This window comes from Microbulbifer regidiadema (SeqCode), assembly GCF_052467605.1.
This window is the reverse complement of sequence record NZ_CP174316.1, coordinates 2120586-2135946: the sequence shown is the minus strand read 5'-3', so window position 1 is coordinate 2135946 and position 15361 is coordinate 2120586. Positions and strand designations below refer to the sequence as shown.

Below are 15361 nucleotides of genomic sequence, written 5' to 3'. Positions count from 1 at the left end.
CTTTGGCCTCGCACGCTTAGGGTAATTTTCTAGGCTTTCCACAGCAGTACGGCTGCGGTCGCCAAGAGGTTAATCAGGGCTAGGGGCAACATCACCTTCCAGCCGAATTTCATTAACTGGTCATAGCGGGGGCGCGGAATGGCCGCCCTCAGAAGAATAAATAAAGCGACCAAAATAGTGGTTTTCAGGCAGAACCATATAAGGGGAGGGAGTAGGGGACCGTGCCAGCCGCCGAGAAATAGTGTGGTGATCAGAGCGGAAATCAGGATTACCGCCAAGTATTCCCCAACAAAAAACATACCAAACTTCATACCGGAATACTCGGTATGAAATCCGGCGGTCAGCTCATGTTCGGCCTCTGGCAGGTCAAACGGAGTTCTGCGGCTCTCGGCGATACCGGCGATAAAGAAGACAAAAAAGCCGAGGAGCTGTGGGATAATAAACCAGCCATCCGCCTGGGCATTGACTATTTCGCGCAGGTTAAAGCTCCCGGACAGCATCACTACGCCCATCAGACTCAAGCCCATAAAGACTTCGTAAGATACTGTTTGTGCGGCCGCTCGCAGCCCACCGAGCAGGGCATATTTATTATTTGAGGCATAGCCTCCAAGGATGACGCTGTAGACGGCGATAGAACTCATAGCCAGTACAAACAGCAAGCCGATATTGAGATCGGTAACCCCGATACTGGGCGACATGGGGACGACTGCAAAGGCGATCAGCATAGTTGCCATCACCACGGTGGGGGCCAGTATAAAGACCGGGATATCGGCAAATTTGGGAGTGAAGTCCTCTTTAAAAAAGAGTTTGATCATATCTGCAACCACTTGCAGGGAGCCAAACTTGCCCACCCGGTTAGGGCCTGGGCGATCCTGCCAGAATCCCAGTAAGCGCCGTTCACCCCATGTCAAAATTGCCGCGAGCAAGACGGTGACTACCAGTACACCGAATATATTGAGCAGTATGATCCAGACATTCGCATTCATGATTAACCCTCCTGCCTGATACTGGAGCTCTCTACCACCGGCAATAGATTGGCACCGCCGGGCAATATGGGGGTGAGGACCTCAAGTCCGGGCAGGCCTGCGGGCACACCCAAGCTGCCCGCAGGCTGGGTATCAGAAATAACCACCTTGCCACGGAAAACCCCGCTGCTGGTATCCAGTGCCACTGTATCGCCCTGCTTGAGTTTGGCACTTTCGGCATCGTCGCGGTTTAAGGTGAAAAAGGGTTTATCGATAATGGTGGAGATTCCCATGGAGCGATTGCTGAGTTCTTCCGAACCAAACAGGCGGTAGATCGGCACTGTCTTCAGGCTGTGCTTGCCCTGGTCTGAATCGCGCTCCGGCACTGTGGCTGGGGACCACTCCGATAGGGGCCGCGCTGGCCGCTGGATAGAGCGGCCACTGGCGCCTCCGCGACGCTCGCCGCCCACCGCTTGCTGAAACTTGAAGATTGACTGATTGGAATTCCACCCCGGAGACCAGATATTGGCTTGTAGCGGCGAGCGGTTCGGATTGTGAACCCCCTCCATACTAAAGCTCATGGGCGCATCGGGGTCCTGGGGTGGGGGAGTTTCAGAGACATGCTCCTCGGCGTGAATAGCCGTGCGGCCACTGTAGCGGGCGGTCTGTCTGGCGACTTTCAGCCCTTCAATACGATAGTTTTCATCCGGTCCCAGCGCCTTGATCACCCCGAGGGAGGGAATGCTGTCCGCCAGGGATTCGGTGATATCCGGGCAGTGGTTCCAGCTGGCGATAGCGTCAATGTTTTCTGAGTGCTCCGTGCAAAAACCGGCGGCATCAGCCAGCCAGCGCCAACTCTCTTGAATAAACCCCGTGCCCTCATAGACGGCGTAGAAGCGCTGCGCCAGCCCGGTGGTATTGACATAGGTGCCCTGGGATTCTGCCGTGGCCGCTGCCGGAAAGATTAAGTCGGCGTGTTTGGCGGTTTTATTCAGTAGGGTATCGAGTAGAACGATATCCTCGACACTGGCAAAAAGGCTATCTAACTCTCGACTCGCGATTCTCAGAGAGAGATCGTTTTCCAAAATCACCAGGGTTTTATTGATGTGGGTTTTATCTTTTTTGAGTTCATTGAGCAGCTGCTCAAGGGAACCGGTTTCCGGCTCAAATAGTTGGGTTATTCCCAAGCTATTGACCTCTTCGCAGCACAGGTAGAGCGCGCTGGATTTGCCATTCTTTTCGGCCAGGGCTGCAGCGATTTGTGCGGCGCTGTGCAGAAGCTGGCTGTCTTTGCTGCTGGTGCCGGAGATAATCACGGGATTTTTAGCCGCAGTGAGTATTGCCGCAATATCTTCTGAGGCCTTCAGGTGTTCCGCACTCAGAGATATCTCTCTGTTGTTCACAGCGAGAATACACTGGGCCACTGCCCGGCCGATCTGGGCGGTGTTCTCGGGTAGGGTATAGATCGCCCTGTCGGTGATATCTGTGATTTGGCTGAGTTCCGCACCGATAAACATAATCGGGCTGGGTTCACCGCCCAGTTGGCGAACGGAGGCATCTTGCCACAGCGGTATTTTGAGTGACTGGGCTTGTTCTTTTTGGCGGCTTCGCGCCGCTTGGCGAACTGCCAGGGAAACCCTTGGCGCGGTGTTGTAGATATTCTCTCCCAGTATCAGGACTGCGTCGGCACACTCTATCTCTGGGAGGGTTGGGCTGTGAATGTTGCTGTCGCTCTGGATGCGGTTTATCAGCTGTAGCAAGCGCATATCCCGCTGATTGAGCCCAGAGAAGAAATTTTGTCGGCCTACAAATTTTAGTAGGGCAAAGTTGTTTTCCAGCGATGCCCTGGGCGAGCCTATACCGATCAGGCGATGCTCGCCCCGGTGCGCCGCCGCGAGTTTTTCCGAGAGTGTAAAAACCCCTTCCTGAGGGGGAATTTCTTTGTGCAGGCGTTCGTCGGCGTCGGCCGTCGAGCTGATGACGGTATCTTCACGGGCGCTGAGTACCTGGGTAATACGGCTCTTGCTATTGACGTATTCATAGCCAAAGCGTCCCCGGTCACAGAGAAAGTAGCCGTTGATATCGTGGTGGTATAAGTTGACTACGCGGCGGAGCAGCGGGTCGCGGTTGTTGCCGGATTCTCTAGCTCCGGGGGCGGTGTTACAGCCCACGGCGCAGTGCTCACACACCGAGGCCGCCGTTTGTAAGTCCCATTTGCGCACAAAATGTTGGCTGAAGGTTCTATCGGTAAATACACCGGTAGGGCACACCTCCACCAGGTTGCCACTAAACCCATTTTCCAGTTTGCCTTCAGTATTTCTGCCAAAAAAGACCTGATGATTGCGCCCTAGGGCCTGCAAGTCTTCACCGCCGGCATAATCGTGATAGAACCTGACACAGCGGTAACAGGTAATACAGCGATTCATTTCGTGATTGATAAAGGGGCCGAGATATTGGTTTCTGTGAGTGCGCTTGCTACCTTGATAGCGGCGCAGGGTATGAGCGGACATCTCGGTCATGTCCTGCAAGTGGCACTCGCCGCCCTCCTCACACACCGGGCAGTCGTGTGGGTGATTGGTCATAAGGTCTTCTATGACGGCACCGCGAAAATCTTTTGCCGCAGCGGTATTGATACTGTAAATGCCGCCATCCTTAATCGGCGTCATACAGCTCATAATCAAGCGACCCCGTTGATCTTCGCTGTCCCTGTACTCGATGAGCGCACATTGACGACAAGCACCGACTGAGCCCATGGCGGGATGCCAGCAGAAATAGGGCACATTCAAGCCCAGGGACAGGCAGGCAGTGAGCAGGTTTTGCTCTCCATCAACCTGGTATTGGCTACCGTCTATTGTGATGGTTGGCATTTGCAATCCATTTTCTTGTTATAGGGACTGTTAGGATCGGGGCCGCTGTATTAATTTAGGTGTAGGGGCAACAGCCGCCCTCAATATGGTCTATAAAATCTTGTTCAAATAGCGTTAAGGCACTCTGTATCGGTTCGGCGGCACCGGGGGCCAGGGCGCAAAAGGTATTCCCCGGGCCAATGCGCTCACACTGCTCTTTGAGGAGTGCCAGGTCTTCCCGGGTCCCCTGTCCAGATTCGATCTTCTCCAGCAATTTAACCGCCCAGGGCAAGCCATCCCGGCAGGGGGTACACCAGCCACAGGACTCCCGCGCAAAAAATCGGGTTAAGTTCAGTACCAGGCCTACCGGACAGGTTTTATCGTCGAGTACCGTAATCGTGCCGGTGCCCATACGGCTGCCGGCTTTGCCGATAACGTCGTAATCCATGGGGAGGTCTAGGTGGTCGGGGCCGAGGAAATCGGTCGATCCACCCCCGGGCAGAATGCCTTTTAATTGCAGGCCATCTTTCATCCCGCCGGCATATTGCTCAATAATTTCGCGAATGGGGGTGCCCATGGGCAGTTCCCAGGCACCGGGATTTTTGACCTTGCCGCTAACACCAAAGATTTTGCTACCGGCATCGTCGCCACGGCCAAGATTTTTATACCACTGCGCGCCGTGGCTAATTAAATGGGGGAGGTTGCACAGGGTCTCAACGTTGTTAACGACGGTGGGTTTGCCCCAAAGCCCGCTCACTTGCGGGAAGGGGGGTTTAGCGCGGGGGATCGCTCGCCTGCCTTCGAGGGCATTGAGGAGTGCGGTCTCCTCACCACAGATATAATTGCCGGCACTGCGGTGCAGGCAAATTTCTAAGCTAAAGCCGCTGTCAAAGATATTCTCCCCGAGCATACGCTGCTGTTTGGCCTCGGCGATTGCCTGCTCCAGCCGGCTGGCGGCCAAATGGTATTCCCCGCGAATAAAAATATAGGCGTGAGAGGCACCAATGGCATAGGCGGTTATGGCCATGCCCTCAAGGAGGAGGTGGGGGTCCCGCTCCATCAACAGGCGGTCTTTAAAGGCGCCGGGCTCCATCTCGTCGGCATTGCAAACCACATATTTCTGCTGTGGAGCGTCATCCCCACGGGGCACAAAGCTCCACTTGAGCCCGGTGTTAAAACCGGCGCCACCGCGCCCGCGCAGGCCGGCATCTTTTACTAAATTGATAATATCGTTCGGCGCCATAGCCACGGCTTTGCGCCATCCCCGATAGCCGTCGTTTTCTACATACTGCTCAATACTGGCGGCAATATTTTCACTGGAAATATTTTTAGTCAGTGGATTTGTCAGCATGGTATTTTTTCTTTTTATCGATTAACTCATCAATACTGTTTTCATCCAGGTGCCGATGCATTTCCTCTCCCAGCATAAGGACCGGTGCCTTGTCGCAGTCACCCAGGCAGGGGGTTTCCAACAAAGTGAAAATGCCATCATCACTGGTTTCACCGGGCTGGATATTCAGACGTGCTGATATTCTTTTTTGTAACTGCTCACAGCCCATAATCCAGCAGCTGGAACTCTTACAGAGGTAAATTACCTCCTTGCCCACGGGCTGGCGGAAGATCAGCTGAAAATAGGTGGCAACGCTTTCGAGCTCGGCGGCGGGGATATCCAGGTAGTTGGAAATTGCCAGAAGACTGTTGTCGGACACCCAGCCTCGATGTTTTTGCACAATGCGCAACGCCTCTAGTCCCACCGAAGTTTTCTCGTGGTAGTGGCTGGCTTCCCGATCAATCTCCTGTTTTTCTTGAGTTGTTAAGGTTGCCTGATTGTCTTCTGAGTCCCTATTGCCTTGCGCCATTACTTCAATCAGTTCCGGTTCTAATAAGCTGGACATAGTTGCCCCCGAGGTAGAGCTTGCGGAGGTGCCGGTGAGGCGCTGCCACTACCGGCTAGTGGGGTAGCTGCAACGCCGCATTGGTTTCCGTGCACTTTTTACTCCGCTGTTGTACGGCCCTGTGCGCGCCGCAATATTTTTTTATAACTATCTATCCACATCCGCCATAACAAAGTCGATGCTGGCAATAATGGCGATCAGGTCAGCAATCAACAGGCCGTTCGACATCAACGGAATCATTTGCAGATGGGGAAATGAGGGGGTGCGAATTCTGGTCCTGTATGAAGTGGTCCCCCCGTCACTGACTATTTGGTAGCTATTGATTCCCTTGGTGGCCTCAATGGGATAACAGACTTCTCCGGCGGGCATAACCGGCCCCCAGCTGTTGTTGACAAAATGCTGTATTAAAGTCTCGATATCCTCCATGGTGCGCCCCTTGCGCGGGGGTGTCGTCAATGGGTGGTCGGACTTGTAGGGCCCCGAGGGCATATTCTCCAAACACTGGCGGATAATTCGCAGGCTCTGCCAGATCTCATCGACCCTAACCCGGCAGCGATCAAAGCAGTCTCCACCATCGTAGCTGGGAATCTCGAACTCGAACTGTTCATAGCCGCTGTAAGGGCGCTTTTTGCGCAAATCCCAGTCCAGGCCGGTGGCGCGAAGTCCGGGCCCGGTGACCCCCCACTCGAAAGCTTCTGCGGTGTTGTACACACCAATGCCCCGGGTGCGGCGCTGTAGCAGTTTGTTCTTGATTACCATCCCGTCGTAGTCGGCTAAGCGTGCGGGCATATAGTCGAGGAACTCCCGCACCATCTTGTCCCACCCCTGGGGCAGATCCTGCGCCACACCGCCGATGCGGAACCATGCCGGGTGCATCCTGCCGCCGGTAATGGCTTCGACAATGCCGAACAGTTTTTCCCGGTCGATAAACATATAGAACACCGGGGACATCTGCCCCACGTCCTGGGCAAAGGTGCCAAAAAATACCAGGTGGCTGGAGATGCGGAAGAACTCGCACATCATTACCCGTATCATCTGTGCGCGCTCGGGAACTTTAATACCGGCGAGCTGCTCCAGTGCCATCACATAGGGCAGGTTGTTCATAACACCGCCGAGGTAATCGATACGGTCGGTGTAGGGAACATAGGTATGCCACGCCTGGCGCTCAGCCATTTTTTCTGCGCCGCGATGGTGATAGCCGATATCCGGCACTGCATCGATAACCTGCTCACCGTCGAGCTGTAGGGCTACGCGGAAGACCCCGTGCACACTGGGGTGGTTGGGGCCGAGGTTGAGAAACATAAACTCCGAATTTTCACTGCCCCTTGCCATGCCCCAATCTTCCGGCCGGAACAACAGGGCCTCCTGCTCTTTGCGTTCCTTCTCTTCCGACAAACTAAAGGGATCGACTTCGGTAGCGCGGGCGTGGTGATCTTTGCGCAGCGGGTGTCCCTTCCAGGTCAGGGGCATTATGATTCGCTGTAGATGGGGGTGGCCGGGAAAGTCGATGCCAAATAGATCCCAGACCTCCCGCTCATACCAATTGGCATTCTCCCAAACACCAGTCACCGTCGGCGCACTCAGATCGCTCTCTGCCAGGGCCACCTTAATGCGAATAAACAAATTGCGGGTGAATGACAGTAATTGATACATCAGGGTGAAATCACTGGCGGGCTGCTTTTCTGCCCCCTCGCCCCGGTTGATCCGCAGCCGCTCATCAATAGCGCTCAGGTCATACAGCATTTCAAAGGGTTGGGGAATCTCTTGCTTGAGATAGCGCAGCAGGGGGATTAAGGCATGCTTTTCAATCCACAGGGTGGGCATATCATCACAGTGTGGCTGCCACCAGAAAGTGTGGAGCTTGTAGCCGCTATCGAGATCTCGAATAAATGACTCCGCCGCTTTCCTGTAGGGCGTTTCCCCGTGGATAGTTTTTGCGATGACAGCGCTCATTGACCATTCCGTTGTTATTTTTTATTCCGTGAGGCTTAAAGAGCCTAAACGCTATCGGGTGTGCGCAGCGTGTTCGCCTTCATCCGCTCCTCCCTGTGGAGATCCCGCTGGCTGGGCTTGGCAACCTTGTGAGCGCCCTGCTCATCCACAACCCAGCTAAAGGCCCGCCGCTCCGCAGCCACAGACTTTTGCAATAGGGTTAATCCCTGCAATAGGGCCTCCGGGCGCGGAGGACAGCCGGGCACATAAACGTCGACGGGAAGAAACTTATCCACGCCCTGAACCACACTGTAGATATCGTACATACCGCCGGAATTTGCGCAGGAGCCCATAGAGATGACCCAGCGGGGCTCAATCATTTGTTCGTACAGCCGTTGTACCACCGGTGCCATTTTAAGAAATACGGTCCCAGAAATAACAATCAGGTCTGCTTGCCTCGGAGTGGCGCGGATTACTTCGGCGCCAAAGCGGGAGATATCGTGGCGACTGGTAAAGGCGGTGGCCATTTCTACATAGCAACAGGAAAGCCCGAAATTAAATGGCCATAGGGAGTTTGATCGGCCCCAGGAAATCAGTTCTTCAAGTTTGGTAAGGAGAATACTTTTTTCTATATCTTCTGTGCTTATTGCTTCAGGGGGATTGCCGCGTTCAGTGGCAATGAGATCTTCGGCTTTGGTCAGCTTCCAGCGCATTATCAATTCTCATTATTGTGATCGGGATTGTTGCCGTTTATCCAAACTTTTTTGCTGTCCGCCCCAGTCAAGTGCCCCCAGGCGCCACAAGTAAATAAGCCCCACCAGCAGTATCAGGATAAATACCGTGGCCTCAATAAATCCGAGCAGGCCGGTTTCATAAAATGCGATGGACCAGCTGAACAGGTAAATGGCCTCTAAGTCGAAAACAATGAATAAGATGGCAACCAGGTAATAGGCGACAGAGAGGCGCAGGCGCGCATTGCCTTGCGAGACGATACCGGATTCATAGGGCTCATCCGTGGCCGGGTCTCTGCGTTTTTGGCCGAGAAAATAGGAGAGGCCGAGCATTAAGGTAATTAGAGCAAATACGGCCAAGCAGTAAACTATCAGCGGCCAAATCTGAGGGGTAAACTGATCTGGATAGTTCAACGGTTCTCTCTCCGTTTTCGTACTAGGCCTGGGCCAAGTTAACCACTGATGCCGCGACAAACTCTACAACACCTCAGTCATTTGTGGGGAGTATTTTTATCTGGCGTGGAAAGGTACTTCTAGTTAGGCTCCCCAGCCTGTTTTGTGTAAATTTGCGCCCTGCTGGCACAAATTTAATGAGTTTGGCTGATCATCCATTGTTTATAAATCCTTGCGGCAGTTAGCGCCAGTGCCTATAAGGAACGTTTATTTATTATAAGGCTTGTTTTTATAGAGGTTTATTCTGTGATTTTTTCTGCCATGTGATTTTTTGTGGCGTATTGCTTACATTGTTGGAATGTTTCGATTTTGGCCCGATAGTTAGCTTTATTTTCTTGGTTAGATTTTGATATTTTTTGATTTTTGGTTCTGTGTTTTAGGTTTTGTTGTGGGTTTTCAGATTGTTTCAATTGGCTCGTTCTATGGAGGGGGCTGAAGAATCTATATGATCTGTAGGTTTTGAAGGGTAGGGTTCTCTTCAAAATATATCTTAAGTTTTCGTGTTGAGTTCTTAATCCTTACTGCTGGGGGAGGAGGCTGCCCTTTTGGGGGTGTTCAAGGCGGTTTGCTGATGATAATAATGTGTAAAACTTAGTAGGTATATTACGGGCAGGCCCCGAGAGACGAGATCTGCCCGTGTAAGCCTCTATTGTGTTGGCTATGGTCTAATGCGGATGGTATAGAATTCGGGATAGTTATCTTCACTACATTCGATAGTCTTTACCTTTACATCTTTGCCTGCTAAAAGAGCCTCTCTTAAAGTCTCAAAAGTTCTAGTCCCGCCTGGGTTTTCTTCAGTATAGAGCTGAGGGAATTGGATATATTCAGTATTACTACAGCCAGTTGCAGCATCTCCTGGATCGTTTAGTTTAAATACCGGGTTGCTAGCCATGCCGGTATCGATTTCAGTAACTTTTGTCCAGTCAGACCAGCCAAGCCCAAATGCCGAGCTTGAAATGGCCAAAGTGGAGCATAACAAAATTAATTTTGTTTTCATTTTTACAGTCCTTGTAATTGATTTTTGCTGAGGTTTAAATATTGCTTATTTATTTGATGGTTTCAAGAATTGTTTGTATGTCAGTGAAATTCTAATATTTACGAAAATGCTTTTTGTTAACGGTTTGAGGGTGGCTTTGAGCGTGCTAGAAGTTTGTGGTGGGTTTTTTGTATTATGATTTTAGGGATTATGCAAGTTGACGGTGGTGTGCTTGTTGCACCTGCTTGACATAAATATTTTTAATCTATAAATTTTAAATCTCAGCCCGCATAATTAAACAGCCGCCCTTATGAGGGATAAGTGGGTGTGGTTCTAATGTGATGCTTTTTACGGCATTAAACCCCTGTTTCTCATAAAAGTTAATGGCCCGGCTATTGTCAGCAAATACGATAAGGCTAAGTTCGCTGTATCCCTCATTACCTGCCTTTTCTTTTGTATGGTGTAGTAGGGATTGCCCAATTCCTAATCCTTGATGGGGCTTGTCAACGCAAATAGCATCCAGGAAATAGCTTCCTTCAACTCTGCTGGAATAAAATTCACGGAACCTCTCTAGCCGATCAGCCGATAAAAAATTTTCCAACTGGTCAGTTATGCAGTGGTAGTGCGCAGGATATGATAGTGCCATTCCGATAATATTTTCATCAAGCTCGGCAACAATAGCACTGCGAAAAGTATGTGGATAAACGTCTTGTTTCAAGCCATTGCAAAGTAGCTGTAAAGCAGAGCAGTCTGGTATTAAATCATGGAAAAGATATTCAACAACACCCTCGGACGCAATATAGTCGAGCTCAGCAATACGCTGACAGTCCGCTTGAGTTCCTTGTTTATAGTTTACATGCATCTTTCATTCCCTGAAAAATATGATTTAAGTGATCTGGTAGGGCTTTAACTGTATTTTATACAGAAAGTATTATTACCCTGCAAGATAACAATGTATATAGGTTTGGATAAGGGGGTGTTTTTAAGTCTGGATATGCCAGATTTTCTCTGTTTTCAAGGCTCTCAAGATATACTCTCTTGAGAGCCTTAAGTATCTCATTATAAGATATTGATGTTTCAATGATATTTTCTGAACCTCTTAAGATATCAGGTTTTAGTAAGGCCTCGAATCTATTGAAACTCTCGCAGATTAATTATATAGAAGCTAAAAGAGTGTTTCTGTCAATGGTGAGTAGGTTGCCCTCTGTTTTTGGTTTTAATAAACAATGGATTTATTCATTTAACTTTTACCCGGAGAATTTAGAGTGGCGAAAAAGTAGTTGAAAGCTGTTCGTTGGTTATACCTAGCGATATACAACATTTTCTAGCTCATCATTTGCGTAAGCATCTGAATTTGTAAGGTGGCCGTCAAATGGCCCAATTTTGTTTACATGCAGTCCTTGCTTAAAAACTATTTGCAGTCCATGCTCACGCTCCCAATCGCAGGAACACTCTAATGAGATATATACCGACTTATCTCCGTGTGGGCGACGTGATACTGTTGCTGTACTGCCAAATTTAATATGCTTCCAAATTTTATCTGGAGTAGCTATTTCAACATACCAGTCATCACCTGGTATAAGTTGTACAAAGATATCTCTGTAGTATCGGTATATATGATCTTGTGCTTCTTTTAATGTTGAGTCATCAATTGATAAGAAATTTTGTATTGCCTCGTGAAAGTCTTCTTTTGCTTTATCGTCCTTATACTCATCTAGGATAAGCTCGAATTGCTCGCCACCAAGTACGTTAACTGCAATTGGTTTGCTCATTAGCCAATTGTTAAATTGATCTTCTTCAACTTCACCCAAAAATGGGATTTCAATCATCGTTAAATTCCTCAAGGAGTATAACGCTCAGCGCAAGGATAAATGGGCTCAGCGTATTAAGGTTAGGCCAATAGGGCCAAATTTGTTTCTGCTTACTGTGAGGTGCGGCTATTAAACAGCCTCCCCACTGTAATGGAGCTTAACCAGATAGTAACAGAAACTACTGTAAACTGGCCTAGTGAATGGAGGAAGAGTTTTTCCCAAAAATCTATTTCCTCAGTTAGCAATGGGTGCCATACATATATAAGTGTCAAATTTCCAGGGAATAGGAATAGTTTGTATCCGGGCATGCCACCGCCCCAGACATTCCAGTTTAGTGCAAATGCAATCAGCCCTATAGCTATAGCTAAACTACCACTATAAAGTGCAATAGCAAGCGCGTTAATTTTATTCATTGTGCCTCACAGTACCAGCAAGTGAGGACGCAGAATGCGCCCTGCTGGTAAGCCTGGCTAAATATCGCATTATTTATGGTAAATCTTTAAAGGTAATCTTGCACCATAAAGTGTATTGTCAGAAATTCAATACCTTTCGAGTCAAGTCATAAAGCCAGGCTTACCTTGTTGATTTTTTGGGTGAAGTTTTTAATTAACTGAGTCCAATCTTTTTCGAGTTCATTGAGTGTTTTCCCTGTAATTTTCTTGGGGGTTTCTCCCGCATAAATTTCTAGATACTTGTCTAATCCGTAATTCTCAATTAAGAACTGAGTAAACGCTCCCTCTTGCAGATATGCCAGCCTTCTTCCTAGACCTGTATTTGCTGAGTGCCTTACGCTTTCTGTTTCTGATAGTGCGATTAATTCTCCGTATTCCGTCGATTTTTCTGCGACAGCACGATACAAGTCGACACCAAAATCAGGGTATTCTGCTGATTCACCAAATCTATGTTGTAAAAAAACAGCTAATCCATCATCAAAAAATCGGTCTTCATAGCCATTTTTTTTATTTTTTCGGTAAGCACTTACAGCGTAAACGTGTGTAAGTTCATGAATGACGGCTAAGCCGTTACCTTCATTACTTTCTTCCGAAAATTCGGAGAGAACTCTTTTTTCAGGGATATGAATTGTGTTCCAATTTTGATAAGGCGTTCGACGTTGTTTCGAGATGTAGACGGTCAACCTTTCTTTAATCGGTGTTCCTGTATAATTGTTCGACTGATTAAGGTAGGCCAATACGACTTTTCTATTGTTAATAACTCTTTCTGCAAGTTGTTCAACTATAGAGATTGGTACGTTTGAATCGTATTCAATGGTAAAATCCCGGGTCTTGTAGCTTTCTGCGATCGTCGGTGTAGAAAGTATGAGGGTCAGTAGCAAGAGCTTCTTGAGCATAAAATCATCCTTGTAAGAGCTGTACCTTACATTGTGGCATACTTAGTCTTTTCGAGCTATTAGGTGCCACCTTTGTTTCAGACCCAGTGCATAGGTTAGGCCTAGGATTAAACATATACCAGAGCTGATAAGCCAGAAAGTTGGTGAGTTATCTGGAAAAGCGGGCATTATAAAGTAAAACCCCAGTGCGCGGACTAAAAGTAGTGCGGAAATAATTGTTAAGCCAAGCCGAATCAAGGGTAGTCTAAGAATTAACCCCGCCCCAGAAAAAGCGTAGGCAGCGCAAAGCAATAAAACGGCAGAAATAATGCTGGTTACAATGGTCGGGTAGGGGTGGCCGCTTTCAGCGAGCTGGGCCATTTGCTCACCAGCACCGAGAAATCGATACCAATCACCGCCAAACACTATACATCCGATATGAACCAAAGCTGCCAAAACTGTAAGCAACCCGGCTACTTGTAAAAAGTTGACTTTCTGATTGTTCATTTTCTCCCCTTGAATAGCCTAATGCCTAAAGCACCGTAGAAAATTTTTCTAAATGGGTGAGACAAATTGTCTCGTATTATTGTGAAACAGAGTGTTTAGTAAAAAGTGAAGTTTTAGGGGGGTTAGGAGGCATTTAGCCAGCCTTGTTCAACGGCATGCTCAAGTTTTGTAGTAAACCACTTGTATATTTCTGGATTTTCATTTTCAATAAACGCATGCATTTTTAATACTTGATCCTTATGAATGTTGTTGTCCTGCCATGCACGACCTTCGCTAGTAATATTGTGTATAAATGGCAGCAGTCGGTCGATTACTTTTAGTAGTTTTGCCTCTTTACTCTCTCCTAATTCCTGTTCCTCCCAGAGCTCGACGAGACTTCCAATTGGATTGCCGGGATTTGAAGCGATTTTGTTTACATTTTTACGTTCCTCAATGTGGGCCTTGCCTCTATTGCTACTGTAAAGAAAAGTATCTCCTGTACCGATTTCACCAATATCGTGAAGCAGTGCCAGCTTGATAAGCTTTGCTACATCATAATCATCTTGCAATAGCTCTGCGAAAGCCCAGCAGGCCATGGCCAAATGCCAGGAGTGCTCTGCTGAGTTTTCAACTCTCTCTCCACCGTTGATGTAGGTTTGTCGGTTCACAGATTTCAAGGCATCTAGCTGAAGCATGAAATCGGATACTGCTGAAATTCTATCGGTCAAGTATTGCCTCCTAACGCTTACGGCGCGGCCGCGAATTCAGGCCCAAAAAGTGTTTAATTGCGATCTTATTTGTTAATGTGACTTGTCCATCATGACATATTTTTATTGATCAGCCAAAAAAGTAGTACTGATAGAAAGAGTAGGGCTGTAAAACTTGCTATGAACCAGGTGCCACCAACAAGCAACCAATTTTCCCAGTGAATTAAACCTTCACAATGTATTTCACACTGCGGGTTGTGCTTCCATGCAATATACATCGCTAAAATAGCTGGAATAGCACTGATTATTGAGAAATATATTAAAGATATTCTCATGTTTTATTGAAACCCTAATGGCTATATATTGGATTCTGAGAACGCTCACACCATACTTCTGTTAGTTGCATGTGACTTTCAGGTTCTCAGGGGATATTGCCAGGAATTTCCCGTAGAACTTGTTTGAAACCCTGTAGCTTGGCGTATAGGAAACGATCACCATTGTAGCTGAAGGTCCAAGCAATAAAGCTAACATTAAGGATTACTGTAAGCCAGAATATAGTGCGGAAAGGTTGCTTTGATGTTTTATGCTTGAAAAGCGCCTGAGCAAATATTGCTCCAGGCCAGCCACCGAGTAATGACAATATATGAAGTGTATTTTCACTCACTCGCCACCTACCTTTTAAGGCCGCCGCTTTGTCTCGGCCATAGACGAGTATTGAGATAAAAGATAAAACACCAATCAGGCATATCATTTCAATTGGATATTCATTTTTATATACGGAATAACCGAGGAGGCTCCCAAAGCCAAGCGCTAGCATTGTATTAGATGTGAAAGGTGATCTGCTCTCTTTTTTGTTTGTGAGCTTCACACCTACTGCGCAGGTTCGTTTTTTTGAATCTTTTGAGGTTGTATATTCAACCTCTTCACCCACCAGAGAAGATGAGAGTCTGAATTTACAGTCAGTAGTGTGGACGAAAATATCTTTTCCATTACTACCCTCAATAAATCCAAATCCTTTAGAGCTATTGTATTCTTTTATTTTTCCTTTCATCAAAGATTTACTCATTAGGGATGAACAGATTTACCTTCATATGAGGTAAATGAATTATAGTTTACTACTTTTTTAATGTCAGTTTCTCTAGCATTAGTAATCCCTGGAAATAGCAAGATATATTTTCATTATAATCTCTGGCCATGTAATACTGTTTTGGCTCTTGTGCCGTAGATGTTAA

General features: G+C 48.0%; 16 protein-coding genes. All 16 read right to left on the bottom strand.

Going from position 1 to position 15361, the window contains the following annotated elements; translation table 11 throughout:
• Nucleotides 1-29: 29 nt before the first annotated feature.
• The 16 genes from nuoH to ACJJIF_RS09995 all read right to left on the bottom strand — a co-directional run bounded on the left by nuoH (nucleotide 30) and on the right by ACJJIF_RS09995 (nucleotide 15180).
• Nucleotides 30-986 carry an NADH-quinone oxidoreductase subunit NuoH gene (gene nuoH, locus ACJJIF_RS10070; protein WP_444932084.1) on the bottom strand — a complete coding sequence of 319 codons (957 nt, stop codon included), beginning with the start codon at nucleotides 984-986 and terminating at the stop codon, nucleotides 30-32.
• Between the two features lie 2 nt (nucleotides 987-988).
• Complete coding sequence (gene nuoG / locus ACJJIF_RS10065) at nucleotides 989-3832, bottom strand: NADH-quinone oxidoreductase subunit NuoG (protein ID WP_444932083.1); 2844 nt, start codon at nucleotides 3830-3832, stop codon at nucleotides 989-991.
• Nucleotides 3833-3887: 55 nt separating this feature from the next.
• Nucleotides 3888-5162, bottom strand: a complete 1275-nt coding sequence (nuoF, locus tag ACJJIF_RS10060) for an NADH-quinone oxidoreductase subunit NuoF (RefSeq protein WP_444932082.1) — start codon at nucleotides 5160-5162, stop codon at nucleotides 3888-3890.
• Entirely contained in the window at nucleotides 5140-5706 is a 567-nt protein-coding gene (nuoE, locus tag ACJJIF_RS10055) for an NADH-quinone oxidoreductase subunit NuoE (RefSeq protein WP_444932081.1), read from the bottom strand. Before nuoE ends, nuoF begins: the two co-directional genes overlap by 23 nt.
• A gap of 147 nt (nucleotides 5707-5853) precedes the next feature.
• A complete protein-coding gene (nuoC, locus tag ACJJIF_RS10050) occupies nucleotides 5854-7659 on the bottom strand; it encodes an NADH-quinone oxidoreductase subunit C/D (protein WP_444932080.1) in 1806 nt (601 codons plus the stop codon).
• A gap of 44 nt (nucleotides 7660-7703) precedes the next feature.
• Nucleotides 7704-8351, bottom strand: coding sequence for an NADH-quinone oxidoreductase subunit B (locus ACJJIF_RS10045; RefSeq protein ID WP_444932079.1), 648 nt, complete (start codon nucleotides 8349-8351; stop codon nucleotides 7704-7706).
• Nucleotides 8352-8363: 12 nt separating this feature from the next.
• Nucleotides 8364-8783, bottom strand: a complete 420-nt coding sequence (gene ndhC / locus ACJJIF_RS10040; RefSeq protein ID WP_444932078.1) for an NADH-quinone oxidoreductase subunit A — start codon at nucleotides 8781-8783, stop codon at nucleotides 8364-8366.
• 278 nt (nucleotides 8784-9061) lie between these two features.
• Nucleotides 9062-9232: a hypothetical protein gene (locus ACJJIF_RS10035; RefSeq protein ID WP_444932077.1), complete on the bottom strand. Its 171-nt coding sequence runs from the start codon at nucleotides 9230-9232 to the stop codon at nucleotides 9062-9064.
• Nucleotides 9233-9480: 248 nt separating this feature from the next.
• Complete coding sequence (locus tag ACJJIF_RS10030; protein ID WP_444932076.1) at nucleotides 9481-9819, bottom strand: hypothetical protein; 339 nt, start codon at nucleotides 9817-9819, stop codon at nucleotides 9481-9483.
• Between the two features lie 253 nt (nucleotides 9820-10072).
• A complete protein-coding gene (locus tag ACJJIF_RS10025) occupies nucleotides 10073-10660 on the bottom strand; it encodes a GNAT family N-acetyltransferase (protein ID WP_444932075.1) in 588 nt (195 codons plus the stop codon).
• A gap of 442 nt (nucleotides 10661-11102) precedes the next feature.
• Nucleotides 11103-11627, bottom strand: a complete 525-nt coding sequence (locus ACJJIF_RS10020; RefSeq protein ID WP_444932074.1) for a DUF6985 domain-containing protein — start codon at nucleotides 11625-11627, stop codon at nucleotides 11103-11105.
• A 92-nt stretch (nucleotides 11628-11719) separates the two neighbouring features.
• Entirely contained in the window at nucleotides 11720-12022 is a 303-nt protein-coding gene (locus ACJJIF_RS10015; RefSeq protein ID WP_444932073.1) for a hypothetical protein, read from the bottom strand.
• Nucleotides 12023-12168: 146 nt separating this feature from the next.
• Nucleotides 12169-12957, bottom strand: a complete 789-nt coding sequence (locus ACJJIF_RS10010) for a hypothetical protein (RefSeq protein ID WP_444932072.1) — start codon at nucleotides 12955-12957, stop codon at nucleotides 12169-12171.
• 42 nt (nucleotides 12958-12999) lie between these two features.
• The gene (locus tag ACJJIF_RS10005) at nucleotides 13000-13443 is read right to left on the bottom strand and encodes a hypothetical protein (protein WP_444932071.1); all 444 of its coding nucleotides are present in this window, start codon (nucleotides 13441-13443) and stop codon (nucleotides 13000-13002) included.
• A gap of 122 nt (nucleotides 13444-13565) precedes the next feature.
• Nucleotides 13566-14150, bottom strand: coding sequence for an HD domain-containing protein (locus ACJJIF_RS10000; RefSeq protein ID WP_444932070.1), 585 nt, complete (start codon nucleotides 14148-14150; stop codon nucleotides 13566-13568).
• 400 nt (nucleotides 14151-14550) lie between these two features.
• Entirely contained in the window at nucleotides 14551-15180 is a 630-nt protein-coding gene (locus ACJJIF_RS09995; RefSeq protein WP_444932069.1) for a DUF1294 domain-containing protein, read from the bottom strand.
• Between the last annotated feature and the right edge of the window lie 181 nt (nucleotides 15181-15361).

Excerpts from the sequence above, each read along its gene's own strand:
- nuoH (WP_444932084.1), bottom strand. The coding sequence starts at position 986 with ATGAATGCGAATGTCTGGATCATACTGCTCAATATATTCGGTGTACTG.
- nuoG (WP_444932083.1), bottom strand. The coding sequence starts at position 3,832 with ATGCCAACCATCACAATAGACGGTAGCCAATACCAGGTTGATGGAGAG.
- nuoF (WP_444932082.1), bottom strand. The coding sequence starts at position 5,162 with ATGCTGACAAATCCACTGACTAAAAATATTTCCAGTGAAAATATTGCC.
- nuoE (WP_444932081.1), bottom strand. The coding sequence starts at position 5,706 with ATGTCCAGCTTATTAGAACCGGAACTGATTGAAGTAATGGCGCAAGGC.
- nuoC (WP_444932080.1), bottom strand. The coding sequence starts at position 7,659 with ATGAGCGCTGTCATCGCAAAAACTATCCACGGGGAAACGCCCTACAGG.
- ACJJIF_RS10045 (WP_444932079.1), bottom strand. The coding sequence starts at position 8,351 with ATGCGCTGGAAGCTGACCAAAGCCGAAGATCTCATTGCCACTGAACGC.
- ACJJIF_RS10030 (WP_444932076.1), bottom strand. The coding sequence starts at position 9,819 with ATGAAAACAAAATTAATTTTGTTATGCTCCACTTTGGCCATTTCAAGC.
- ACJJIF_RS10025 (WP_444932075.1), bottom strand. The coding sequence starts at position 10,660 with ATGCATGTAAACTATAAACAAGGAACTCAAGCGGACTGTCAGCGTATT.
- ACJJIF_RS10020 (WP_444932074.1), bottom strand. The coding sequence starts at position 11,627 with ATGATTGAAATCCCATTTTTGGGTGAAGTTGAAGAAGATCAATTTAAC.
- ACJJIF_RS10015 (WP_444932073.1), bottom strand. The coding sequence starts at position 12,022 with ATGAATAAAATTAACGCGCTTGCTATTGCACTTTATAGTGGTAGTTTA.
- ACJJIF_RS10010 (WP_444932072.1), bottom strand. The coding sequence starts at position 12,957 with ATGCTCAAGAAGCTCTTGCTACTGACCCTCATACTTTCTACACCGACG.
- ACJJIF_RS10005 (WP_444932071.1), bottom strand. The coding sequence starts at position 13,443 with ATGAACAATCAGAAAGTCAACTTTTTACAAGTAGCCGGGTTGCTTACA.
- ACJJIF_RS09995 (WP_444932069.1), bottom strand. The coding sequence starts at position 15,180 with ATGAAAGGAAAAATAAAAGAATACAATAGCTCTAAAGGATTTGGATTT.